The organism is Micromonospora sp. DT43 (assembly GCF_049841645.1).
Classification (GTDB): Bacteria; Actinomycetota; Actinomycetes; order Mycobacteriales; family Micromonosporaceae; genus Micromonospora.
On the sequence record NZ_JBNCKR010000001.1, the window covers coordinates 564144 to 586881 of the forward strand.

Genomic DNA, 22738 nt, shown 5'->3' on the forward strand with positions numbered 1-22738 from the left:
GGGGAGGAACCAGGCACCGAGGACAGGACAGCCGGTCGGCCGCGACGGTCACCGGGCACGGCGCGAGCGGCCGAGCCCGGCCGGGCCGCCCGCGAGCCCGATCGCGCGGGGCGTGAGCCCGATCGCGCGGCGCGTGCGGCGGATGGCGCGGCCCGCGAGGCGGACGGAGCGGCGCGCGAGCCGGGCCGGGGAGCGCGTGAGCCGGGCGCCCCGGGGCGTACGGCTGGCACGGCAGGGCGTGAGCCGGAGAGCGTCGCCGCCGTCCCGCTGCGAGGGCTGGATCCGGCCGGCGGGCTGGCCGCGCTGCGGGGCCTGCTGGACCGGCCGCTGGCGTCCTACTACCTGCTGCTGTCCAGTGCCGGCCTGCTGCTGCTCATCGGGCTGACCATGGTCTTCTCGGCGACAAGCGTGAAGGACTACGCCGAGGACGGCAACGCGTCCGCCTCGGTGACCAAGCAGGCCATCTTCGCGGTGATCGGCATCGGGGCGTTCTGGGTGTGTCAGCGCCTGCCCGCCAGCACCTACCGCTCGCTGGGCCGGCCGCTGCTGTACACGTCGGTGGCGCTGCTGCTGGTGCTCAACCTGCTGGTGGCCTACGGCCGGCTCGCCAATCTGAAGTCGGTCGTGTTCGGGCCGGTCGAGGCGCGGCTGAACTGGCTGTTCGTCGTCGGGATCCAGGTGCAGCCCTCCGAGTTGGCCAAGTTCGCGCTGGTGCTGTGGGGCTCGCACGTCATCGCCCGCAAGGGCGCCGCGCTGGGTTGGTGGCGAGAACTGGCCACCCCCCTCTTTCCGGTCATGGGCCTGCTCTTCGTCCTGGTCGGCTACAACGACACGGGCACGATGCTCTGCCTGCTGGCCCTGGTGGTCGGCCTGCTGTGGGCCGCCGGGGTGCGGATGCGGGTCTTCGGCACCCTCGCGGCGGCCGGACTGGTGGGCGTCGGCCTGCTCGTCGCGGTGGCCTCGCTGGGCGCCGGCTCGGGCGACAGCGACGAGGAGAACTACCGCTTCGCCCGGCTCGCCATGTTCTTCAATCCACCGGACCCGGAGAAGTGCAAGCTCGACGGCTGCCTCCAGTTCTACCAGGGCCGGCTGGCCATCGAGCACGGCGGCTGGTTCGGCGTCGGGCTGGGCAAGGGCAGCCTCAAGTGGGACTGGCTGCCCGAGGCCCACAACGACTTCATCTTCGCGATCATCTCGGAGGAGTTGGGGGTGATCGGCTGCGCGGTGGTGCTCAGTCTGTTCGCGGTTCTCGCGTACACCGGTCTGCGCATCGCCCGGCGGGTCGACGACCCGTTCCGGCGGCTCGCCGCCGCCGCGGTAACCACCTGGCTGGTGAGCCAGGCGGTGATCAACATCGGTGGGGTGGTGGGGTTGCTGCCGATCACCGGTCTGCCGCTGCCGTTCATCTCCGACGGCGGAAGTGCCCTGGTCGTGACCCTGGCCGCGATCGGGATGCTGGCGTCCTTCGCGCGCGCCGAACCCGATGCGGCCAGAGCGCTGCATGCCCGTCCGCCGGCCCGGTGGGTCCGACTACTCTGGGCCCCGTTGCCGCCGCTTCCCGGCCGGCGTCGCCGACCGGCGACGCCGCCGGCTGGCCGAGGGTCCGTGCCCCGGTCCCGCGAGCGGCGCGAGGACGACCAGGCCGCACCGCGCGGCGTCCGGCAGGGCCGGAGCCGCCAGGGTACGGCGAGCGAGAGGAGACGCTGATGGGTCCGCTGCGTTCGGTGGTGCTCGCGGGAGGTGGCACCGGGGGGCACATCTACCCGCTGCTCGCCTTCGCCGACTGCCTGCGCCGACACGACCCGGGCGTCCGGATCACCTGCCTCGGCACACCCAAGGGCATGGAGAACGAGCTGATCCCGCCGCAGGGCTACGACCTGCGGCAGATCCCGGCGTACCAGCTGCCCCGCTCGGTGAACATGAACCTGGTCCGTACCCCGGGCCGGATGTGGACCGCGGCCCGCGCCGCCGGCAAGGTCATCGACGAGGTGCGCGCCGACGCGGTCGTGGGCTTCGGCGGGTACGTCTCGGTGCCGGCCTACCTGGCCGCGTGGCGCCGCGAGCTGCCCATGGTGATCCACGAGGTGAACGTGCCGCCGGGTGTGGCGAACCGCCTCGGCATGAAGTTCACCAAGAACATCGCTGTCGGCTTCCCGCACCAGCCGAGCCAGGCCGAGTCGCTGCGCGACGCGACAGTGGTGGGGGTGCCGCTGCGTCGCAGCATCGCCTCGCTGGACCGGTACGCGCTGCGAAACGCCGCCCGCGCCCGCTTCGGGCTCCGCCCGGACCTGCCGGTGCTCTTCGTCGCGGGTGGCTCGTCGGGCGCCCGCTCGATCAACCTGGCGGTCTCCGGGGCGGCCAAGGAGCTGGCCCGCAACGGCGTGCAGGTGCTGCACGTGATGGGTGCCCGCAACGAGCCGGTGCCGATCCCCACCGACCTGCCGGTGCCGTACGTGACGCTGCCGTACCTGTCCGAGATGGAGTTGGGTTACGCCGCGGCCGACCTCATGCTGGCCCGGGGCGGCGCGATGACTGTCGCCGAGGTGGCCGCGATCGGCCTGCCGACGATCTTCGTGCCGTACCCGCACAGCAACCAGGAGCAGAAGCGCAATGCGCTGCCCGTGGTGGAGGCCGGCGGTGGGCTGCTCGTCGACGACGCGGAGCTGACCCCGGACTGGCTGGAGCGCGCGGTGATCCCGCTGATCCGCGACCCGCAGCGGCTCTACGCGATGGGCGCCGCGGCGTCGGCGTACGGGCGGCGCGACGGCGACGAGGCGCTGCGCTCGTTCGTCCTCGAGGCGGTGGCCCGATGACGGCGCAGTTCACCCCGGCCGGCACGCTCACCGCCGAGGACCTGGGTGCCGTCCACCTGATCGGCGTGGGTGGGGTGGGCATGCTCGGTGTGGCCCGGCTGCTGCTCACCCGCGGCATCCGGGTCTCGGGCAGCGACCTGCGGGAGTGGCCGTCGCTGGCCGGTCTGCGGGCGCTCGGCGGCACCATCCACCTCAGCCACGAGGCGAGCAACCTCGACGGTGTGGACACCGTCGTCTACTCGTCGGCCATCCCGCAGGACCACCTGGAGATGGTCGAGGCGCGTCGGCGGGGTCTGCGGGTGCTGCACCGTTCGGAGGCACTCGCCGCGGCGATGACCGGCCGCCGGGCGATCGCGGTGGCCGGCACCCACGGCAAGACCACCACCACCTCGATGGTGACCATGGTGCTCCAGCAGGCCGGGGTCGACCCGTCCTTCGTGATCGGTGGGGAGATCTCCGAGGTCGGCTCGGGCGCGCACCACGGCACCGGCGAGTACTTCGTGGTCGAGGCCGACGAGAGTGACCGCTCGTTCCTCATCTATCGCCCGTACGTCTCGATCATCACGAACGTCGAGGCGGACCACCTGAACACGTACGGCGACTACGCCACGCTGGAGGCGGCGTTCGTCGAGTTCGCCCGGCTCACCGACCCGGACGGGTTCATCATCACCTGCGCCGACGACCCGGGCGGCCGACGGCTGGCGGCGACCCTGCGCGCCGAGGGGCGGCGGGTGCACACGTACGGCGCGGCCGAGGACGCCGACCTGCGGCTCACCGAGATCGTCTCCTCCGCGCGGGGCGTGCGCTACCTGGCCGCGATCGACGGGCGGTCGCTTGGCGAGTTCCGGCTGCCCGTGCCGGGCCGGCACATGGGGCTCAACAGCGCCTCGGCGGTGCTTGCCGCGTACCTGCTGGAACTGCCGCTCGAAGCGGCGGAGGCGGCGCTGGCGGTCTTCCCTGGCGTGCGGCGGCGCTTCGAGCGCAAGGGCGTCGCGGACGGTGTGCTGGTCTACGACGAGTACGCCTACCACCCCACGTCGATGACGCTGGCCATGCAGACGCTGCGGGAGGTGGCCGGCGACGGGCGGTTGATCGTCGTCTTCCAGCCGTACCGGCTGTACCGCACCCGCGACAACCAGGCGGAGATCGCCGAGGCGCTGGCCATCGCCGACGAGGTGGTGCTGCTGGAGGTCTTCGGGCCGGGCGAGCTGCGCCAGCCCGGTGAGGGTTCGGCGGCGCTGATCGATGCGGTGGCGTTGCCGGCCGAGCGGAAGGTGTTCGTCGACTCCTGGGAGGACGCGCCGGTCGAGGTGGTCCGCCGGGCCCGTTCGGGCGACGTGGTGGTGACCATGGGCGCCCCGCCGATCTCGCTGATGGGTGACGAGCTGCTGGCGGCTCTGGGTGCGCGTACCGCCGACGCGGCGCCGACCGCGACTGTCGACCCGGTGGCGACGACACCGGCGATCGGCCAACCGGTGCCCGGCGGGTCCACGACCGGTGGCGACGGAGCGGCCCTCGGTGGCGCCGCCGCGCCGGACGGCGCGGCCCCGACGGCCGGATGAGTCCCGGCCCCGCCCGAGGGCGGACCAGCGGCGCCGACGGCGGTACGCCGCGGCGCGGTCCGGTCCGGCGGTGGCAGTTGGTCCGGGCCGGCAGCGACGCGGTGCCGCCGTCGACCCGCCGCTTCATGGCCCGGGCTCGGCAGCGCCGGATGCGGGCGGCCCTGCCGTGGGCGGTGGCCGCCGGGGTGCTGGCCCTGCTCGGGCTTGTCGCCTGGACGGTGCTCGGTACCGGGCTGTTCGGGGTCCGCGCGGTGACTGTGGAGGGTGCCAAGCTGGTCACGGACGTGCAGGTGCGCGACGCGGTGGGGGTGGCGGACGGGGTGCCGCTGGCGCGGGTGGACCTGGAGGCCGCGGCGCGTCGGGTCGGCGCGTTGGCGCCTGTGGAGCGGGCCACCGTGTCGCGGGACTGGCCGGGCACGCTTGTGGTCCGGGTGACCGAGCGGACGGCGGTGGCGGTGGTGCCGCAGGCGGACGCGTTCGCGCTTGTCGACCGCAGCGGCGTGGCGTTCCAGACGGTGGCCCGCCGCCCCGCCGGGCTGCCGCTGGTGCGGGTGGCCCGGCCGGCCGCCGACGACCCGGACACCCGGGCCGCGCTGGACGTGCTCGGGGTGCTGACCCCGCAGCTACGTGCCGAGTTGGTGGACCTGAGCGTGCAGGGCCTGGCGCGGATCAGCCTGCGGCTGCGCGGGGACCGCACGGTGGTCTGGGGCGACGCCACGCGGGGTACGGACAAGGCCCGGGTGGCCACCGCGCTGCTCGGTGAGGACAGCGACCGGATCGACGTGAGCGCGCCGGACGTGGTGACCTTCCGCTGACCGGTGAGCGCGCGGGAACGTGACGAGTCGCGCTCCGACGGCGACACGCCGGTCGGGTCCTTGGCTCATCGCGTGGTGGCGCTTACGTTGCCCGGAAGAGGTTCAGTGGTTGACATAACTGTAAGCCTCTAGTAGAGGGTGAGGGTTACCCCTGGCTCTCGCTGGTGACAGCTGTCGTCGGCCGCTGGTCTGGCCACGCCGTACCCGGTCGGCCGAAGCCAATCTCGAAGGAAAGGACCGGAGATGACACCTCCGCACAACTACCTGGCGGTCATCAAGGTCGTCGGCATCGGGGGCGGCGGCGTCAACGCCGTCAACCGGATGATCGAGGTTGGGCTCAAGGGCGTCGAGTTCATCGCGATCAACACCGATGCCCAGGCGCTGCTGATGAGTGACGCCGACGTCAAGCTCGACGTCGGCCGGGAGCTGACCCGTGGCCTGGGGGCCGGGGCCAACCCGGACGTCGGCAAGAACGCCGCCGAGGACCACCGCGACGAGATCGAGGAGGTGCTCAAGGGCGCCGACATGGTCTTCGTGACCTGCGGCGAGGGCGGCGGCACCGGCACCGGCGGCGCGCCGGTGGTGGCAAACATCGCCCGTAAGCTCGGCGCGCTGACCATCGGCGTGGTGACCCGCCCGTTCTCCTTCGAGGGCAAGCGCCGCCAGGTGCAGGCCGAGACGGGGATAGACGAGCTCCGCAACCAGTGCGACACGCTCATCGTCATTCCGAACGACCGGCTGCTGGCGCTCGGCGACCGCAACATCAGCATGATGGACGCCTTCCGCACGGCCGACCAGGTGCTGCTCTCCGGTGTGCAGGGCATCACCGACCTGATCACCACCCCTGGTCTGATCAACCTGGACTTCGCCGACGTCAAGAGCGTGATGAGCGGCGCGGGCAGCGCGCTGATGGGCATCGGCAGCGCCCGCGGGGAGAACCGCGCGGTCGAGGCGGCCGAGGCGGCCATCTCCAGCCCTCTGCTGGAGCAGAGCATGGACGGTGCGCGCGGCGTGCTGCTCTCCATCGCCGGCGGCTCCGACCTGGGCCTGTTCGAGATCAACGACGCGGCGCAGCTGGTCACCGACGCGGCCCACCCGGATGCCAACATCATCTTCGGCGCGGTGATCGACGACGCGCTCGGCGACGAGGTGCGGGTGACTGTCATCGCGGCGGGCTTCGACGGTGGCACTCCGGCGTACAAGGCGGCCGAGCCGACCCGCAAGACCAACACCAACCAGCCGGCGCCGCAGAGCACCCCGGTGCCGCCGCCGGCCACCCTGCCGGCCCCGGCCCAGTCGCCGCGCCGGGTGCTCTTCGACGACGTGGACGTGCCCGACTTCCTCAAGAACGGTTCCTGAGCACCGCCGATGACCGACAGCTCAGCCACGGTACGACCGGACCGGCGCGCCGAACTCGCGGCCGGCCTGGCCCAGGTGCGGGCCCGGATCGCCGACGCCTGCGCGAACGCGGGCCGGGACCAGGCCGACGTCACGATGATCGCCGTGACCAAGACGTACCCGGCCGGGGACGCGCTCGCGTTGGCCGGGCTCGGGGTGACCGACATGGGGGAGAACCGCGACCAGGAGGCGGCCGGCAAGGCCGCCGAGGTGGCCGCGGCCGGGGTGCGTCCGCGCTGGCACTTCATCGGGCAGTTGCAGCGCAACAAGGCCCGCTCGGTCGTCCGCTATGCCGACGTCGTGCACTCGGTGGACAGCGTGCGGCTGGCCCGCGCGCTGGGCAGTGCGGCGGCGGAGCGGGAAGGGCCGCTGGACGCCCTGGTGCAGGTGAGCATCGACGGCGATCCGGCGCGCGGCGGCGCGTTGCCCGACTCGGCCGATGAGGGTGCCGGGCTGGAGGCGGTCGCCGCGGCGGTGGCCGACGCGCCCGCGCTGCGGTTGGCCGGTCTGATGGCGGTGGCGCCGCTGGGGTGGGAACCGGAGCGGGCCTTCGCCCGGTTGGCCGAGGTGGCCGAGGCCTTTCGGACGCTCCATCCGGGAGCGACATCGTTGTCGGCGGGAATGAGCGGCGACCTGGAAATCGCGATCCGATATGGCGCGACACATGTCCGCGTCGGTAGCGCGTTGCTCGGAATGCGTCCCACGCTGCGGTAGCCTGACCGCGAGACAGGCAAATTACATCAGTGTTGTTTCAGGGGCGGCGGATCCTTGTGGGGGTCGTGACGCGCGACGCGAATCGCGCGCCAGGGGGATTGCCGTTCCGGTCCGATGGGCATGGTTGTCCACTCGCGACGGGCGACATGGCACGGGGGCGAGTGCCGCACGGCGGACGGAAGGGCGCGGGATGGGTGCACTGCGCAAGGCGGGGGTCTGGCTCGGTCTCGTCGAGGAAGACGACGAGCGGGCCTACGACGACGGTGGCTACGACAAGGGTGGCTACCGCGACTCGCGCGACTCGCGGTACCGGCAGAGCCGGTACGCCGAGGAGTTCGCCGACGAGGACGACGACGACGCCGAGGAGCCGCCGGCTCCCCGGCCGCGCGCCAGCGAGCGGGGCCGGCTCTCCGAGCGGTCGACCGGGCGTGGTGGCGAGTCCGACCGCGGTGACGGTGAGCGTCCGGAGCGGGCCGAGCGGTCCAGCGTGCGGTCGATCACGCGGTCCTCGGCCGGCGACACGTCGGGGGCGCTGAGCTACCACACGCGCGACAATCTGGCCCTCGCGCCGCAGGCAGTGACGCGGGAGCGCGTGGCCGTGCCGGAGGAGGAGCAGCGGTACCAGATCACCACGCTGCACCCGACCACCTACCGCGAGGCGCGCACCATCGGTGAGCACTTCCGTGACGGCGTACCCGTGATCATCAATCTCACCGAGATGGATGAGGCCGACGCCCGCCGTCTGGTTGACTTCGCGGCCGGTCTGGCGTTCGGGCTGCGCGGTACGATCGAGCGCGTGACCAATCGGGTGTTCCTGCTCTCACCGGCCAATGTCCAGGTCACCGCGGAGGACAAGGCCAAGATCGCTGAGGGTGGATTTTTCAGCCTGAGTTGACCCCGCCCGACCCGAGGGACGTCGCTGACCGTGTTGTCGATCTTACTGCAAGTGTTGTACCTGGTCCTTTATGTCTTCCTGCTTCTTCTTCTGTCCCGGTTCGTGTTGAGCGCGGTTCTTCAGTACGGCCGCCGGTGGCAGCCGGGGCGCGGCGCGGCGGCAGGACTGGAATCCGTGTGGAGCGTCACTGATCCCCCTCTCAACGCGTTGAGGCGTGTGATCCCTCCGCTGCGAATTGGTACCGTGAGCATCGACCTGGCCTCCCTTGTGCTCCTGGTTATCCTGTTCGTGCTGATGGAGTTCGTGTTAGAGCCGTCGATCGTCAGGACCGCCTGATGACCGACGCGCTATCGCGGCCGCAACTGACCCGAGGAGTTTCGATGCCGCTGACCCCGGCCGACGTTCACAACGTCGCCTTCAAAAAGCCGCCGATCGGCAAGCGGGGGTATGACGAGGAGGAGGTCGACGCCTTCCTGGACGAGGTCGAGCGCGAGCTCGCCCGTCTCATCGAGGAGAACAACGAGCTGCGCGCCCAGGTGGAGCGCGGCGGCCGTGGCGGCGCCCCCGCCGGCCCCGGCGGCGACGCCCGACTGGCGGCGGAGCTCAACGACGTCAAGGCCCAGCTGGACCGGGTGCAGCGCGACAAGTCCGCTGCCGAGCAGGCCGCCCGCGCCATGCAGGCCGAGCTGGAGCAGGTCCGGGCGACCGGCGGTCCGGCCGGCGGCGTCACCGGTGACGGTGAGCAGCAGGCCCTGCGCGTGCTGATGATGGCCCAGCGCACCGCCGACGACCACGTGTCCGACGCGCGCCGCGAGGCCGACCAGCTGCTGTCCGAGGCCCGCAGCAAGGCCGAGGAGGTGACCCGCGAGGCTCGCGCGAAGGCCGACGCCCTGGAGCGGGACGCCCGCCAGCGGCACCAGGAGGCCATGGGCGGCCTGGACGCCAAGCGCACGGCCCTGCAGAAGCACATCGAGGAGCTCAAGCAGTTCGAGCGCGAGTACCGCACCCGGCTCAAGGCGTACCTGGAGAGCCAGCTGCGGGACCTCGACGGTCGCGGCCAGGGCCTCGAAGCCGAGATGACCCGCTCCGAGGCGGGCCGGGTCGCCGGCGGCAACGGGCTGGCGGCGGCAGGTCTCGCCGGTTCCTACGGCAGCGGGCGCTCCGGCGCCCTCGAAGCCGGACGCTGAGCACCGGCCGGCGATCGCTGTCCGCAGATGGTGACGGTCGCCGGCCCCGCTCGGACGGTACGACGCGGCGGGGGTGAGCCGTGATAGTTGCGAGTCTTCTGCTCATCCTCGTCGCTGTGGTGCTGCTGGTGTTCGGTCTGGCCGGTGGCTCCAGCGTTCTGTTGACCATTTCCATCGCGGCCAGTCTGCTGGCCGCCGTGGCGTTGGTGGTGGGCGCCCGCCAGGCAGCCGCCAACCGCGCGACGGCGGATCCCGGTCGGACCGGTCCGCGGGACCGCGCGACATTCCGCAGGGCCAGCCAGGCCGAGCCGGGTTTCGCGTACGGTCCACCGCTGGCCGAGCCGGAGGTGCCGGTCCAGCACGTACCGTCGACTGTCGGTAACGGCGGCACCGGGTGGCGGCAACCACCCGAGCCGCCGTCCGACCCCGACGCGGCCTCGCCCTATGACGCGGCCTCGCCCTATGGCGCGCCTTCGCCGTTCGAGCCCGAGGCGCCGTTCGTGAGCCCGGCCGACGGCGGGTCACGTTCCTCGCCCGTCAGCCCCGCGTCGCCCAAGGTGTCCCGGGGCGACCAGGCGTACACCTCCGACGCGGCGGCCGCCGACGCCCTGGCCGACGAGCCGGCCGAGCAACCGATCACCCCCGCCGAGGCGGCCCGGGTCTCCCGGCTGCCCGACCCCGTCGAGGTGGTGGACGGGCGACCCCGCTACCACCTGGCCGGTTGCCCGTACCTTGCCGGCCGGGTGCCCGAGACCCTTCCGGTCGCCGAGGCCGTCGAGCTGGGCTTCACGCCGTGCTCCGGGTGCGCGCCGGCCACCGCCCTGCTCACCGACGCCCGGCCGATCTGAGCGCGGTGCCGGTGCCCCCGCAGGACGCGCTCACCGTGGCGGTACGGGTGAAGCCCGGCGCCTCCCGCAACACCGTCGGCGGCCGCTTCGACGGCCCGCACGGCCCCGCCCTCATGATCGCGGTCCACGCTCCGGCTGTGGACGGCCGTGCGACCGAGGCGGCCCGCCGTGCCCTCGCCGACGCGTTGGGCGTCCGGGCGGCAACGGTGTCGTTGCGCACCGGCGCGACCAGCCGGGACAAGCTGTTCCTCGTCGACCGGCCCGGCCCCGAGCTGACCGACGTGCTGCACCGACTGCGCGACGGATCCGCAGGGTGAGGACCCCCCGGGCCCGGCAACCGTGACGCCAGGGCTGGACATCGCGCTGCTGCTCGGCGCGGCGGTGCTGCTGGTGGCGGTCGGCGCCGTCCGGCTCTCCAGTCGCCTCGGCGTGCCGAGCCTGCTGGTCTACCTGGCGCTCGGCGTGGCCATCGGCGAGGCCGGGCTGGGCATCCGCTTCGACGACGTCGAGTTGACCCGGACCCTCGGCTTCTGCGCGCTGATCGTGATCATCGCCGAGGGCGGCCTGACCGCCCGCTGGAGCACGCTGCGCCCGGTCCTCGGGCTGGCCTCCGCCCTCTCCACGGTGGGCGTGGTCGTCAGCATCGTGGTGGTCGGCATCGCCGTACACCTGTTGTTGGGTCTGGACTGGCGGCTGGCGTTGCTCTACGGCGCGGTGCTCTCCTCCACCGACGCGGCGGCCGTGTTCGCCACCCTGCGCCGGCTGCGGCTGCCGCCGCGGCTGACGGCCACGCTGGAGGCCGAGTCGGGCATGAACGACGCCCCGGTGGTGCTGCTGGTGGTGCTGCTGTCACACGAGGGCTGGTCGCATCCGTGGTGGTACGAGGTCGGGCTGGTCTGCTACGAGCTGGGTGTCGGGGCGGCGGTGGGCGTCGGTGCGGGCGTCGCCGGCACGTGGGCGCTGCGCCGGGCCGCGCTGCCGTCCGCCGGGCTGTACCCGATCGCCGCGGTGGGCATCACCGTGCTGGCGTACGCCGCCGGCGCCGTGCTGCACGCGTCGGGCTTCCTCGCCGTCTACGTGGCCGGGGTGCTGCTGGGCAACGCCCGGCTGTCGCACCGGCGGGCGATCCTCGGCTTCGCCGACGGGCTGGCGTGGCTCGCCCAGATCGGGCTGTTCGTGCTGCTCGGCCTGCTGGTCTCGCCGGGCCGGTTGGACGCGGCGGTGCTGCCGGCGGTGGTCGCCGGTCTGGCGCTGGTGCTGCTGGCCCGGCCGCTGTCGGTGGCCGTGTCGGCGTTGCCGTTCCGGATCGGGCTGCGCGAGCAGGCGTTCCTGTCCTGGGCCGGGCTGCGCGGGGCGGTGCCGATCGTGCTGGCCACCATCCCACTCTCGGAGCGGGTGCCGGGCGCGGAGCGCCTCTTCGACGCGGTCTTCGTACTGGTGGTGATCTTCACGCTGGTGCAGACCAGCACGCTCGGTCCGTTCGCCCGCCGGTTGGGGACCACCGCGCCGGCCGAGGCCACCGAGATCCACGTGGAGACCGCGCCGTTGGAGCGGATGCGGGCCGACCTGCTCCAGCTTGAGGTGCCCGAGGGCTCGCGGCTGGCCGGCGTGCACGTCGACGAGCTGCGGCTGCCGCTGGGCGCCTCGGTGACCCTGGTGCTGCGCGACGGGGTGGGCTTCGTGCCCGGCCCGGACACCCGGCTGAAGACCGGCGACAGCCTGCTGATCGTCGCCACCGCTGGGGTACGCGACGCCACCGAACGGCGCCTGCGGGCGGTCAGCCGACGGGGTCGGCTGGCCCGATGGTTTGGCGAGTACGGGGATGAGGCGGACCGTTGATCTGCTAGCGTTCCCTTTGCCCCAGTTAGGCAGGGCTCGGGGCTGTTGAGCGGTGCGACGGTGCGCCACGTTGTCGGACGCCTGTACGTTCCGTATTCTTGCCAACCTCCGGAGTGCGCGGCCATCGTCGCCGTGCGCCCCTTTTTGTACCCAGGGGACGCCTTTGTCGGCGCCCCTGACCAGGTGCCGCGACCGCGCGGCTCCGCGGCCGAGGGAGCGACCCATGGCGAAGCCAGCCGACACCAGGACCGCCGGCCGCAAGCCGGTGGCCAAGGCCACCCGCAGCGCGGCGGAGACCGAGAAGATCCGGGCGGCGTTGGCGGCGCGGCGGGACGAGCTTCGCGCCGAGTACGATCAGACGCTGAGCGAGATCACCGAGCTGCAGCGCGATCGGTTGACGGACTCGGCCGGGGACGACCAGGCCGACACCGGCACCAAGACGTTCGAGCGGGAGCAGGAGATCTCTCTCGCCAACAGCATTCTGGAACGGATCACGCAGGTCGAGCGCGCCCTCGAGCGCCTCGACGAGGGTGGTTACGGCTGGTGCGAGCGGTGCGGCAACCCGATCCCGGTCGAGCGCCTCGCCGCCTTCCCGTCGGCCACCCTGTGTGTGACGTGCAAGCAGCTGGCGGAGCGGCGCTGAGGGCCGCTCCCCATCTGCGATGAGACGGTGAGCGATCACCGCCGAGACACCTCGATGGGGAGCGCATGACCGCAGCACCGCCCGCCGAACCCGGCCGTACCGACCCGGGCGGCGGCAAGCCCCGCCCCCGGGCCGTCGCGATCCTCGCCGGGGTGGCCCTGGTGGCCCTCGTGGCCGACCTGGTGACCAAGCACCTCGCGCTCGCCGCGCTCACCGACCGGGAGCCGGTCCGGGTGCTGGGCGGGCTGGTCTACCTGAGCCTGACCCGCAACAGCGGTGCCGCCTGGAGCATCGGGGCGAACTACACCTGGGTGTTCCCGCTGATCACCATCGGTGTGGTCGGCTGGATCGTCTGGATGGCGCTGCGGCTGCGGTCCCTGCCCTGGGCGATCTCCCTCGGCCTGGTGCTCGGCGGCGCGCTGGGCAACCTGATGGACCGGATCTTCCGGGCGCCCGGCCCGTTCCACGGCCACGTGGTCGACATGATCAGCGTCTTCGGGCCGTACGGCGAGTACTTCCCGGTGTTCAACCTGGCCGACAGCTCGCTGGTCTGCGGTGTGCTGCTGGCCGTGCTGCTGGAGCTGACCGGTCGTCAGCGTGACGGGCGACGGGCCGGCCGTGATGGCGCCCCCGCCGACGCGCAGGCCACCGCCGACGCCGAGCAGAGGGAGCGGGCATGACCTCCGCGTTCGCCGCTGGCGGCGACCACCGTTCGCTGCCCGTGCCCGACGGTCTCGACGGCATGCGCCTGGACCAGGCGGTGTCCCGGTTGTTCGGTCTCTCCCGTACCGCCGCCGCCGCCCTTGTCGACGCGGGCGACGCCCTCGTCGACGGGGCCGCCCGGCCCAACTCCCACAAGGTCAAGGCCGGCTCCTGGCTGGACGTCACGCTGCCCGCCCCGGTCGCCCCGCCGACAGTGGTGCCGCAGGCGGTGCCCGGCCTGCGCGTCGTGTACGCCGACGACGACATCGTGGTGGTGGACAAGCCCGTGGGCGTGGCCGCGCATCCCAGCCCGGGATGGACCGGGCCGACCGTGATCGGCGCCCTCGCCGCGATCGGGCACCGCATCTCCACAAGCGGCGCCGCCGAGCGCCAGGGCGTGGTGCACCGCCTCGACGTGGGCACCACGGGGATCATGGTGGTGGCCAAGAGCGAGCAGGCGTACACGGCGTTGAAGCGGGCCTTCAAGTACCGCGAGGTGGACAAGGGCTACCACGCGGTGGTGCAGGGGCACCTGGACCCGCTGCGGGGCACCGTGGACGCGCCGATCGACAGGCACCCCACCCACGACTACCGGTGGGCGGTGGTGTCCGGCGGCAAGCCGAGCATCACCCACTACGACACGCTGGAGGCGTTCCCGGCGGCCAGCCTGGTCGACGTCCGGCTGGAGACCGGCCGGACGCACCAGATCCGGGTGCACTTCTCCACGCTGCGGCATCCCTGCGTGGGTGACCTCACGTACGGTGCCGATCCCACCCTCTCGGCCCGTCTCGGTCTGGCCCGACAGTGGCTGCACGCCCGCGAACTGAGCTTTGTGCACCCCCGTTCGGGGGACGAGGTCCGGTTCGTCAGCGACTACCCTGACGATCTGGAACGTGCGCTTGAGATCCTGCGTGACTGAGCGGCGACCACCCGACGACGATCCGACGAGGGGATCCCGCCCGTGCGCGCCGGCGACCTGCTGCGGCAGCTGGACCAACGGCTGCTGCCGCAGCTGACCCGGGCGGTGGCCCGTCTCGGTGACCGGTCGGGGCGCTCCGGGGTGCTCACCTGGGCGGCCGTGCTCTCCACTGCGGCGGTGCTGGGCACCGCCGTCTGGGCCACCGACGACGCTCCGGTGGGCGACCGGACGGTGGGCGAGGTGACACGCGTCGGGGTGGCCGACGGCGACTCCGTCCCCGGCTACCTGCGCTCGGCAGCGGCCGACCTGGCCGCGTTGAGCCCGACCGCCCCGACCACCGGGGACGGGACGTACGCCCTGGTCGTGCTCGACGCGTACCTGCCGCCGCAGCGGCTGCCCGCGGTGCTCGGCGACGTGTCGGTCTCGACGGTCTTCGGGCGGGTGCCGCTGCCCGGCCGGCAGACCGAGATCGTCCGGATCCCCGCCCTGCGGGTGCCGGACGACGTGGTCGCCGGCATGGCGGGGGTGGCCGCCCGCAAGGACGGCGAGGCCGCCGACTACCGGGTGCGCGCCGCCGGGGTGCGCGGCGACGGCGCCGCCGACCGCGAGCTGCGGGAGCGGTACGCCACCGACGCCGACGTGGCGAGCGCCGAGGCGGCGGCGTACCGCGTCGGCTGCGCCTGCGTCTACGCGGCGGTGGTGCGCGCGGCGCCGGAGGTGCTGCGGGGCGTCGCCTCCCGCCCGGATGTGCGGGCCGTCGACCCGGCACCCGAGGTGTACCGCCTCGACCGTACGGTCTTCAATCCGCCGCTGCCCGAGCAGCGTGGCGTGGTCCGCCCGCCGGCCGACACCGGGCCGGGTCCGCAGCCGTCGCCGCTGGCGAGCGGTTGGTCGACGCCGAGCACGCCGAGCACGCCCGTGCCGCCGGTGCCGATGGGCGAATCGTCGGAACCCGCACCGCTCGTAACGATTCCGTCACCCGAGTCGCCCTCGGCCGAGCCCACCGAGGCGGCCCCGCCGAGTGTCACCACCTCCCCGGACGCCACAGGCGTCGGGTTGCTGCCACCCTCCCCGTCGTGATCTGCGCCGGGTGGTGTGCGTGCTCAGGTGTGGTCCGAATAGGGTTTGGTTCGTAGCCTGTCAGACAGAGATCGATGGTGCTGGGAGGGCGGGCCGTGGAGGGCAGTGAGACCGGCTGGGGCCGGCCGGCCGAACCAGCGCCGAGGTGGCGGGCATTGCTGGACCGCGCCCGGCTGGGCGGTCGGGCCGCTGAGCAGCCCGAGCCCGAGCGCCGGGCCGACGAGGCGCCGCCGGATCCACTGCCGCGGCGCGCGGCCCCCAACGGCTACGCGGGGCGGGCGTCGGCCATCGGGCATCCGGCCGATCTGTCGTACGGCCAGGAGCCCGGTTACCGGGCCGAGGCGACCTACCGGGTCGACCCCGCCTACCGTGCCGAGCCGGGGTACCGGTCGGAGCCGGACTACCGGGCGGAGCCGGCGTACCGGTCGGAGCCGGACTATCGGGCCGAGCCCGCGTACCGGTCGGAGCCGGACTACCGGGCGGAGCCGACGTACCGGTCGGAGCCGGACTACCGGGCCGAGCCGACGTACCGGGCCGAGCCGGACTACCGGGCGGAACCCTCGTACCGGGCCGAGCCGGACTATCGCGCGGAGCCGGACTATCGCGCCGAGCCGACGTACCGCGCCGACCCGGGTTACCGTGCCGAACCGACCTATCGCGCCGACCCGGGTTACCAGGCCGAACCGACCTACCGCGCCGACCCGGGTTACCAGGCCGAGCCGGAGCCGCCGTCGCGCCGGGCCGAGCCGGAGTCGCGCTACGCCCTCCTGGACAACGGCTACCGGCAGGGCAACCCGGCGGGGGAGTCCCGGTACGCGCTGCTGGAGACCGGTTACCAGCCGGAGACCGGCTACCCGACACAGGCGCCGCCGGTGACCCCGCCGATTGCGGCGGTCGCGCCGCCACCTGTCGCGCCGCCACCTGTCGCGCCGCCACCTGTCGCTCCGCCGCCCGCATCGCCGCCGCCCGCCCCGCTGGTCGCCACGGCACCGGGCTCGGCCATCGCCGAGCGCGGCTACCCCGCCCGGATCGAGTGGCGGCCACAGGGCGTCGACCAGGAGCTGGAACGCGCCACAGGCGTGCTCCGCCGCGATCTGGGCACGCCCCGCGTGTTCGCGTTCGCCAACCCCAAGGGCGGGGTGCACAAGACGACCGCCACGGTGCTCGCCGCCGCCACCGTCGGCAGCGTCCGCGGGCGGGGTGTGCTGGCCTGGGACGACAACGAGCTGCGCGGCACCCTGGGGCTGCGCGCCGGCAGCGCCCGGCACGCGCGCACCATCCGGCACCTCATCGGTGACCTGGCCCAGATCGAGATCCTGGAGGGCGAGACCCTGCTGGAGCGGCTGGACGACTACCTGCGGCACGCCTCCGACGGCTCGTACGACGTGCTGGCCGGCGAGGAGAGCCCTCGCTTCGCCCAGCGGCTCGACCAGTTCACCGTCAAGCGGGTGCTGGAACTGCTGCGGCGTACGCACGACGTGGTCTGCGTGGACACCGGCAACAACGTGGAGAGCGCCAACTGGCGCACCGTGATGCAGGCCGCCGACCAGTTGGTGGTGACCACGGTGCCCCGCGAGGACGCGGCGTTCAGCGCCGACTGGATGCTCGACCTGCTGCACGAGGAGGGCATGGGCGAACTGGCCGACAACGCGGTCACCCTCATCTCCTGCCCCACTCCCGGCCGCTCGTCCCTGCAGGACGACCTGGAGCGGCACTTCGCCACGCGTACCCGCGCGGTGGCGGTGGTGCCGTACGACCCGGCGTTGGAGACCGGCTCGTCGATCGAGTACCACCAGCTCCAGCCGGAGACCCGGCAGGCGTGGCTGCGGGCCGCCGCGGCCATGGCGGAGCCGTTCGCCCGGTGAGCTGGTTCGCCGCCACCGGCGCCCCGGCCCGTCACGGGGCCTGAGAGGATCATCGGGTGAGCCCGGACAACCCCGACCCTGAGCGGCACGTCGACGACGCCGACCGGCCCGCCCCACCCTCGGGTGCGGCACCGGCGGAGGGGGCGTCGGCCGTGCCCCCGCCCGCAGCGCCGCCGCCCGCGTTCGACCCGGGCGAGGGTCCGGCCGCGACGGCGTACCCGGGCGAGGGTCCGGCCGCGACGGCGTACCCCGGCGAGGCGGAGCTCGCCCCCGACGAGCCGCGCCGGCCGCTGCGGACGGTGACGACGGTGCTCGGGGTCGTGGTCGCCCTGGCCGTGCTGGGTGCGCCGCTCGGGCTGCTCTGGGCCGTCCTCGCGCCGGACACCCCGGTGCTCAAGACCGCCGAGGGCGCGATCTACGCCGATCCCCAGCCGGAGCAGCCGATCGCCGCGGACGGCTGGTTCAGCCTGCTCGGGCTGGCCTTCGGGGTGCTCGCGGCGGTGGCCCTGTGGTTCCTGCTGCGCCGCCGGCGCGGCCCGGTCGGGCTGCTCGGCGCGGTGCTCGGCACGCTCGCCGCCGCGCCGGTGGCCTGGCAGGTGGGGCGTCGGGTCGGGCTGGCGACGTTCGATCGGCTCCTGGACAGCGCCCCGGCCGGACAGGCGTTCACCAAACCCGCCGACCTGCGCGCCGGCGGAATCGACTGGCTGCTCGGCGTGGTGCCGGTGCCGCACGGCAACCTGCTGCTGCCGGCGTTCGGCGCCGCGGTCACGTACACCCTGCTGGCCGGCTGGTCGCGCTGGCCGGGCCTGCGGCCGGAGCCGGACCCGGCGGCGTTCAGTTGGGTGTCGGCGGGGACGCCAGCTCCGACAGCGGCACCGGAACCGCCCGCACCTGGCGCAGCAGAGCCGCCTCGCGGTTGAGCAGCCGCAGCTCGGCGCGGAGCCGGGCGGCGGTGTCGTCGATCGCCAGCAGCCGCTGCCTGTCGTCGACTGTCAGCGCGGCGGTGGCCGCCACCAGGTGCGAGAGCACCGTGGGGTCCTCCGGCAGCTGCTCGGAGATCTCCTCCGGGTCGGACCGGATCAGCCCGAGGTACTGCCGGAACACCGCGATCACCCGGGCGGCCAGCAGGTCGGCCACCTCGTCGGACCCGGCCGCCTCGGGCAGCCACTCGACCTCGGCGGTCAGGTAGGGCTCGGTGCTCTCGTCGACCTCGGCGATGCGGAACCGGCGCCGGCCGACCGTGACGATGTCGAAGCCACCGTCGGCCAGCTCGGTGACCTGGCGCAGCTCGGCGGTGCAGCCCACCTCGTGCAGGGTGACGTCGCCGACGCCTGGCGTCGCGCGCCCGCCGGGCCCGGCGGGCGCGACCTCCCAGCCGGACTGGATGGCCACCACGCCGAACTCGCGGGACGCGCCCTCGGGCAGGTCGACCAGGTGCCGGACCAGGGCCCGGTAACGCTCCTCGAAGATGTGCAGCGGCAGCACCAACCCGGGAAAGAGCACCGTTGCGAGCGGGAACACCGGCAGCCGTGCGGTCACGTGGTCGAGCCTAACCAATCGCGCCCGCGGCGGCGTGGCCCGGCTCACCGTCCCGCCGAGCGGGCGGCTGGGTGGGCTCCGGGCGGGCCGCCTAGACTCGCAAGGGTGCTGAATCGGATCGACCTGCGCGACGGTCTCGGTGACCCGCGCCGCCTGCTGCCCCGTGCCCAGCTCGACGTGTCGGTGGCCGTCGAGCGGATCAAGCCGCTCGTCGAGGCGGTCCGGGAGCATGGGTACCCGGCGATCCGGGAGGCAAGCGAGCGGTTCGACGGCATCTCCCCGGAGGTGCTGCGGGTGCCGGTGGAGGCGATCGCCGAGGCCGAGGGGGTGCTCGACCCGGCGGTGCGTGCCGCGCTGCTGGAGTCGATCGCCCGCGCCCGCCGGGTGCACGACGACCAGCGACGCACCGACCACACGACCCGGGTCGTGCCCGGTGGCACTGTCACCGAGCGGTGGCTGCCCGTCGACCGGGTGGGCCTCTACGTCCCCGGCGGTCTGGCCATGTACCCGTCGACCGTGGTGATGAACGTGGTGCCGGCCCAGGCGGCCGGGGTGCGCTCGCTGGTGGTGGTCAGCCCGCCGCAGAAGGACAACGGCGGCCTGCCCGATCCCCGGGTGCTCGCCGCGTGCGCGCTGCTCGGCGTCGACGAGGTGTACGCCGTGGGCGGCGCCCAGGCGGTGGCGATGCTGGCGTACGGCGCCGCGGTGGACCCGACCGGCACGCTGCGGTGCGATCCCGTCGACCTGGTCACCGGCCCCGGCAACATCTGGGTGACCGCCGCCAAGCGGCTGCTGCGGGGTGTGGTCGGCATCGACGCCGAGGCCGGCCCGACCGAGATCGCGATCCTGGCCGACGACAGCGCCGACCCGGCGCACGTCGCCGCCGACCTGATCAGTCAGGCCGAGCACGACCCGCTCGCGGCGAGCGTGCTTGTCACCCCGTCGACGGCGCTCGTCGAGGCGGTCGAGCGGGAGCTGGCCCGGCAGGTGCCGGCCACCAAGCACGCCGAGCGGGTGACCACGGCGCTGACCGGCGAGCAGAGCGGCGTGGTCCTGGTCGACGACCTCGAGGCGGGGCTGCGGGTGGTCGACGCGTACGCGGCCGAGCACCTGGAGATCCAGACGGTCGACGCCCGGGAGTGGGCGCTGCGGGTGCGCAACGCCGGAGCGATCTTCGTGGGCGCCTGGTCGCCGGTGTCGCTCGGCGACTACTGCGCCGGCTCCAACCACGTGCTGCCCACCGGTGGCTGCGCCCGGCACTCGTCCGGGCTGTCCGTGCAGTCGTTCCTGCGCGGCGTGCACCTCATCGAGTACACGGAGGCCGCGCTGCGCGAGGTGGCCCCCCACGTGGTCACCCTGGCGAACGTGGAGGACCTGCCGGCGCACGGCCAGGCCGTGCAGGCCCGCTTCCCGGGAGGGCTGGCGTGACCTCGCTCGACGATCTGCCGATCCGCGACGACCTGCGCGGTCTGTCGCCGTACGGGGCGCCGCAGCTCGACGTGGCGGTGCGGCTCAACACCAACGAGAACTCCTACCCGGTGCCGGAGCCGGTCGTCGACGCGATCGGCAAGGCGCTCGCCGCCGAGCTGCGCGACCTGAACCGCTATCCGGACCGGGACGCGATGGCGCTGCGCACCGACCTGGCCGACTACCTGGGGCACGGCCTGACCGTCGAGCACGTCTGGGCGGCCAACGGCTCCAACGAGATCCAGCAGCAGCTGTTGCAGGCGTTCGGCGGGCCGGGGCGCACCGCGCTGGGTTTCGTGCCGGCGTACTCGATGCACCCGCTGCTGGCCCTCGGCACCGGCACCCGGTGGGTGCCCGCCGAACGCGGCGTCGACTTCGGGTTGACCGCCGAGGAGGCGGTCGCCCAGGTTCGCGCGCACCGGCCCGACGTGGTCTTCCTCTGCTCGCCGAACAACCCCACGGGCACGGCACTGGCCCCGGCGGTGGTCGCCGCGGTGCTCGACGTCGCGCCCGGCATGGTGGTCGTCGACGAGGCGTACGCCGAGTTCGCCCGGCCGGGCACGGTGAGCGCCCTCGCGGTGCTCCCCGGCCACCCGCGGCTCGTGGTCACGCGCACGATGAGCAAGGCGTTCGGCTTCGCCGGCGGCCGGCTGGGCTACCTGGCCGCCGACCCGGCGGTGGTGCGGGCGGTGCAGCTGGTCCGCCTTCCGTACCACCTGTCGGCACTGACCCAGGCCGCCGCCCGCGCGGCGCTCGCCCACCGCGATGCTCTGCTCGGTACGGTGAGCGCGATCATGGCCCAGCGGGACCGGATCGTCGCGACGCTGCGCGGACGCGGCCTGCGGGTGGCCGACAGCGACGCGAACTTCGTGCTGTTCGAGGTCGGCGGCGACCAGAGCGCCGCCTGGCGCGCCCTGCTGGCGCAGGGGGTGCTGGTTCGCGACGTCGGTCTGCCCGGCTGGCTGCGGGTGACCGCCGGCACCCCCGACGAGACCGACGCCTTCCTTTCTGCGATGGAGACACTGTCATGAGTCGGACCGCCCGGGTGGAGCGGATCACCAAGGAGACCAAGGTCCTCGTCGAGATCGACCTCGACGGCACCGGCGCCGCCGAGATCAGCACCGGCGTGGGCTTCTACGACCACATGCTCAATCAGATCGCCCGCCACGGCGGCTACGACCTGACCGTGCGGACGGTGGGTGACCTGGAGATCGACGCGCACCACACGATGGAGGACACGGCGCTCGCGCTGGGCGCCGCGTTCGACGAGGCGCTGGGCGACAAGGCAGGCATCCGGCGGTACGGTTCGGCGACCGTCCCGATGGACGAGGTGCTGGTGCGGGCCGCGGTGGACCTGTCCGGCCGGCCGTACGTGGTGCACGACGAGCCGGTGCTGGCGCCGTACATCGGGCCGGTCTATCCGACAAGCATGACCCGGCACATCTGGGAGTCGTTCGGCCAGGCGGCCCGGATCACCCTGCACGTCGACGTGCTGCGGGCGGCCCGCCCGGGTGGGCACCCGGACGCGCACCACGTGGTGGAGGCCCAGTTCAAGGCGGTGTCCCGGGCGTTGCGCGAGGCCACCGCGATCGACCCACGGGCGGCGGGCGCGATCCCGAGCACGAAGGGGGCTCTCTAATGGGTGCCGCGTTGCCGACGTTGCTGCTGATCCTGGCCGGGGTGCTGGTGGGTGGCGCGTGGTCGCTGCACCGGCAGGGTGCGCCGAGGGGCGCCGTGCTGATCACGGCGCTGCTCGCGCTGCTCGCCACGGCCGCCGGGGTGCTCCGGCTGATCCCGGAGTCGGGGTCGTGACCGCTGACGTGGTGGTGCTCGACTACGGCTCGGGCAATCTGCGCTCGGCGGAGCGGGCGTTGGCCGCGGCGGGTGCGACGGTCCGGGTCACCGACGATCTCGCTGCGGCGGCCGCCGCAGACGGCCTGGTGGTGCCGGGTGTGGGCGCGTACGCGGCGTGCATGGCGGGTATCGAGGCGCTCGGCGCCGGCCCGGTGATCGCGGAGCGGGTGGCCGCGGGTCGCCCGGTGCTCGGCATCTGTGTGGGCATGCAGGTGCTCTTCGAGCACGGCGAGGAGCACGGGGTGGTGACGAAGGGCCTCGGGTTGCTGCCCGGCGGGGTGACCCGGTTGGCCGCGCACCGCCTGCCGCACATGGGCTGGAACACGGTCCGTGCACCCCGGGAGTCGGTGCTGTTCGCCGGGTCGCCGGCGCAGAGCCGGTACTACTTCGTGCACTCGTACGCGATGGGTGACCCGGCGGCGTTGGCGGCTGCGGGGGCGGTGGTGACGACTGCCCACCACGACACCGACTTCGTGGCGGCGGTGGAGCGTGGGCCGCTGTCGGCGGCGCAGTTCCACCCGGAGAAGTCCGCCGACACCGGTGCCGCGTTGCTGCGCAACTGGCTCGCCACCCTGCCCGCCGGTGACTGAGCGCCGGC

General features: G+C 73.6%; 24 protein-coding genes. 23 read left to right on the forward strand and 1 reads right to left on the reverse strand.

Annotation, left to right across the window (positions count from 1 at the left end):
• Window positions 1-294 precede the first annotated feature (294 nt).
• The 18 genes from ACLQ26_RS02625 (at window position 295) to ACLQ26_RS02710 (ending at window position 18200) form a co-directional block, all read left to right on the forward strand.
• Window positions 295-1707, forward strand: a complete 1413-nt coding sequence (locus ACLQ26_RS02625) for an FtsW/RodA/SpoVE family cell cycle protein (RefSeq protein WP_425743134.1) — start codon at window positions 295-297, stop codon at window positions 1705-1707.
• A complete protein-coding gene (gene murG / locus ACLQ26_RS02630; RefSeq protein ID WP_344365962.1) occupies window positions 1707-2813 on the forward strand; it encodes an undecaprenyldiphospho-muramoylpentapeptide beta-N-acetylglucosaminyltransferase in 1107 nt (368 codons plus the stop codon). Before ACLQ26_RS02625 ends, murG begins: the two co-directional genes overlap by 1 nt.
• Window positions 2810-4375 carry a UDP-N-acetylmuramate--L-alanine ligase gene (murC, locus tag ACLQ26_RS02635; RefSeq protein ID WP_425742923.1) on the forward strand — a complete coding sequence of 522 codons (1566 nt, stop codon included), beginning with the start codon at window positions 2810-2812 and terminating at the stop codon, window positions 4373-4375. The genes murG and murC overlap by 4 nt, the downstream gene beginning before the upstream one ends.
• Window positions 4372-5190 (forward strand): cell division protein FtsQ/DivIB, encoded by an 819-nt coding sequence (locus ACLQ26_RS02640; protein WP_425742924.1) that lies wholly within the window; start codon window positions 4372-4374, stop codon window positions 5188-5190. The genes murC and ACLQ26_RS02640 overlap by 4 nt, the downstream gene beginning before the upstream one ends.
• Before the next feature lie 243 nt (window positions 5191-5433).
• On the forward strand, window positions 5434-6549 hold the full coding sequence (gene ftsZ / locus ACLQ26_RS02645) for a cell division protein FtsZ (protein WP_234588050.1): 1116 nt from the start codon (window positions 5434-5436) through the stop codon (window positions 6547-6549).
• Between the two features lie 9 nt (window positions 6550-6558).
• Window positions 6559-7302 carry a YggS family pyridoxal phosphate-dependent enzyme gene (locus ACLQ26_RS02650; protein ID WP_425742925.1) on the forward strand — a complete coding sequence of 248 codons (744 nt, stop codon included), beginning with the start codon at window positions 6559-6561 and terminating at the stop codon, window positions 7300-7302.
• A gap of 190 nt (window positions 7303-7492) precedes the next feature.
• Window positions 7493-8197 (forward strand): cell division protein SepF, encoded by a 705-nt coding sequence (locus tag ACLQ26_RS02655; protein ID WP_425742926.1) that lies wholly within the window; start codon window positions 7493-7495, stop codon window positions 8195-8197.
• Between the two features lie 30 nt (window positions 8198-8227).
• Entirely contained in the window at window positions 8228-8533 is a 306-nt protein-coding gene (locus ACLQ26_RS02660; protein WP_393296363.1) for a YggT family protein, read from the forward strand.
• A gap of 44 nt (window positions 8534-8577) precedes the next feature.
• Window positions 8578-9384 carry a DivIVA domain-containing protein gene (locus tag ACLQ26_RS02665; protein WP_363682988.1) on the forward strand — a complete coding sequence of 269 codons (807 nt, stop codon included), beginning with the start codon at window positions 8578-8580 and terminating at the stop codon, window positions 9382-9384.
• An 80-nt stretch (window positions 9385-9464) separates the two neighbouring features.
• Window positions 9465-10232 carry a hypothetical protein gene (locus tag ACLQ26_RS02670; RefSeq protein WP_425742927.1) on the forward strand — a complete coding sequence of 256 codons (768 nt, stop codon included), beginning with the start codon at window positions 9465-9467 and terminating at the stop codon, window positions 10230-10232.
• Between the two features lie 5 nt (window positions 10233-10237).
• Window positions 10238-10549: a DUF167 domain-containing protein gene (locus tag ACLQ26_RS02675; protein WP_425742928.1), complete on the forward strand. Its 312-nt coding sequence runs from the start codon at window positions 10238-10240 to the stop codon at window positions 10547-10549.
• Between the two features lie 22 nt (window positions 10550-10571).
• Complete coding sequence (locus ACLQ26_RS02680; RefSeq protein ID WP_425742929.1) at window positions 10572-12071, forward strand: potassium/proton antiporter; 1500 nt, start codon at window positions 10572-10574, stop codon at window positions 12069-12071.
• A 223-nt stretch (window positions 12072-12294) separates the two neighbouring features.
• Window positions 12295-12714 (forward strand): TraR/DksA family transcriptional regulator, encoded by a 420-nt coding sequence (locus tag ACLQ26_RS02685; RefSeq protein ID WP_334561368.1) that lies wholly within the window; start codon window positions 12295-12297, stop codon window positions 12712-12714.
• A gap of 65 nt (window positions 12715-12779) precedes the next feature.
• Entirely contained in the window at window positions 12780-13394 is a 615-nt protein-coding gene (gene lspA, locus ACLQ26_RS02690; protein WP_425742930.1) for a signal peptidase II, read from the forward strand.
• Entirely contained in the window at window positions 13391-14335 is a 945-nt protein-coding gene (locus ACLQ26_RS02695; protein ID WP_425742931.1) for an RluA family pseudouridine synthase, read from the forward strand. Before lspA ends, ACLQ26_RS02695 begins: the two co-directional genes overlap by 4 nt.
• A gap of 42 nt (window positions 14336-14377) precedes the next feature.
• Window positions 14378-15415 (forward strand): hypothetical protein, encoded by a 1038-nt coding sequence (locus ACLQ26_RS02700; RefSeq protein ID WP_425742932.1) that lies wholly within the window; start codon window positions 14378-14380, stop codon window positions 15413-15415.
• 95 nt (window positions 15416-15510) lie between these two features.
• A complete protein-coding gene (locus ACLQ26_RS02705; protein ID WP_425742933.1) occupies window positions 15511-17280 on the forward strand; it encodes an AAA family ATPase in 1770 nt (589 codons plus the stop codon).
• A gap of 56 nt (window positions 17281-17336) precedes the next feature.
• Window positions 17337-18200 (forward strand): DUF2567 domain-containing protein, encoded by an 864-nt coding sequence (locus ACLQ26_RS02710; RefSeq protein ID WP_425742934.1) that lies wholly within the window; start codon window positions 17337-17339, stop codon window positions 18198-18200.
• Here ACLQ26_RS02710 and ACLQ26_RS02715 read toward each other — a convergent pair.
• On the reverse strand, window positions 18115-18819 hold the full coding sequence (locus ACLQ26_RS02715; RefSeq protein ID WP_425742935.1) for an LON peptidase substrate-binding domain-containing protein: 705 nt from the start codon (window positions 18817-18819) through the stop codon (window positions 18115-18117). The two genes, ACLQ26_RS02710 and ACLQ26_RS02715, sit on opposite strands and share 86 nt — an antisense overlap.
• Before the next feature lie 105 nt (window positions 18820-18924).
• Here ACLQ26_RS02715 and hisD point away from each other — a divergent pair, with 105 nt between their 5' ends.
• Genes hisD through hisH form a run of 5 tightly spaced genes read left to right on the forward strand, consistent with a single transcriptional unit; the run spans window position 18925 to window position 22730 of the window.
• Window positions 18925-20247: a histidinol dehydrogenase gene (gene hisD / locus ACLQ26_RS02720; RefSeq protein ID WP_425742936.1), complete on the forward strand. Its 1323-nt coding sequence runs from the start codon at window positions 18925-18927 to the stop codon at window positions 20245-20247.
• Entirely contained in the window at window positions 20244-21317 is a 1074-nt protein-coding gene (locus ACLQ26_RS02725; RefSeq protein ID WP_425742937.1) for a histidinol-phosphate transaminase, read from the forward strand. Before hisD ends, ACLQ26_RS02725 begins: the two co-directional genes overlap by 4 nt.
• Window positions 21314-21925: an imidazoleglycerol-phosphate dehydratase HisB gene (gene hisB, locus ACLQ26_RS02730; protein WP_007462985.1), complete on the forward strand. Its 612-nt coding sequence runs from the start codon at window positions 21314-21316 to the stop codon at window positions 21923-21925. The genes ACLQ26_RS02725 and hisB overlap by 4 nt, the downstream gene beginning before the upstream one ends.
• Window positions 21925-22098 carry a hypothetical protein gene (locus tag ACLQ26_RS02735; RefSeq protein WP_007462983.1) on the forward strand — a complete coding sequence of 58 codons (174 nt, stop codon included), beginning with the start codon at window positions 21925-21927 and terminating at the stop codon, window positions 22096-22098. The genes hisB and ACLQ26_RS02735 overlap by 1 nt, the downstream gene beginning before the upstream one ends.
• Window positions 22095-22730 carry an imidazole glycerol phosphate synthase subunit HisH gene (gene hisH / locus ACLQ26_RS02740; RefSeq protein ID WP_425742938.1) on the forward strand — a complete coding sequence of 212 codons (636 nt, stop codon included), beginning with the start codon at window positions 22095-22097 and terminating at the stop codon, window positions 22728-22730. The genes ACLQ26_RS02735 and hisH overlap by 4 nt, the downstream gene beginning before the upstream one ends.
• The last annotated feature ends 8 nt before the right edge of the window (window positions 22731-22738 follow it).

Bases quoted from the DNA above. Each gene is read 5' to 3' on its own strand.
- ACLQ26_RS02655 (WP_425742926.1), top strand. From the start codon at position 7,493: ATGGGTGCACTGCGCAAGGCGGGGGTCTGGCTCGGTCTCGTCGAGGAA.
- ACLQ26_RS02650 (WP_425742925.1), top strand. From the start codon at position 6,559: ATGACCGACAGCTCAGCCACGGTACGACCGGACCGGCGCGCCGAACTC.
- murC (WP_425742923.1), top strand. From the start codon at position 2,810: ATGACGGCGCAGTTCACCCCGGCCGGCACGCTCACCGCCGAGGACCTG.
- murG (WP_344365962.1), top strand. From the start codon at position 1,707: ATGGGTCCGCTGCGTTCGGTGGTGCTCGCGGGAGGTGGCACCGGGGGG.
- ACLQ26_RS02685 (WP_334561368.1), top strand. From the start codon at position 12,295: ATGGCGAAGCCAGCCGACACCAGGACCGCCGGCCGCAAGCCGGTGGCC.
- lspA (WP_425742930.1), top strand. From the start codon at position 12,780: ATGACCGCAGCACCGCCCGCCGAACCCGGCCGTACCGACCCGGGCGGC.
- ACLQ26_RS02640 (WP_425742924.1), top strand. From the start codon at position 4,372: ATGAGTCCCGGCCCCGCCCGAGGGCGGACCAGCGGCGCCGACGGCGGT.
- hisB (WP_007462985.1), top strand. From the start codon at position 21,314: ATGAGTCGGACCGCCCGGGTGGAGCGGATCACCAAGGAGACCAAGGTC.
- ftsZ (WP_234588050.1), top strand. From the start codon at position 5,434: ATGACACCTCCGCACAACTACCTGGCGGTCATCAAGGTCGTCGGCATC.
- ACLQ26_RS02695 (WP_425742931.1), top strand. From the start codon at position 13,391: ATGACCTCCGCGTTCGCCGCTGGCGGCGACCACCGTTCGCTGCCCGTG.
- ACLQ26_RS02735 (WP_007462983.1), top strand. From the start codon at position 21,925: ATGGGTGCCGCGTTGCCGACGTTGCTGCTGATCCTGGCCGGGGTGCTG.
- ACLQ26_RS02665 (WP_363682988.1), top strand. From the start codon at position 8,578: ATGCCGCTGACCCCGGCCGACGTTCACAACGTCGCCTTCAAAAAGCCG.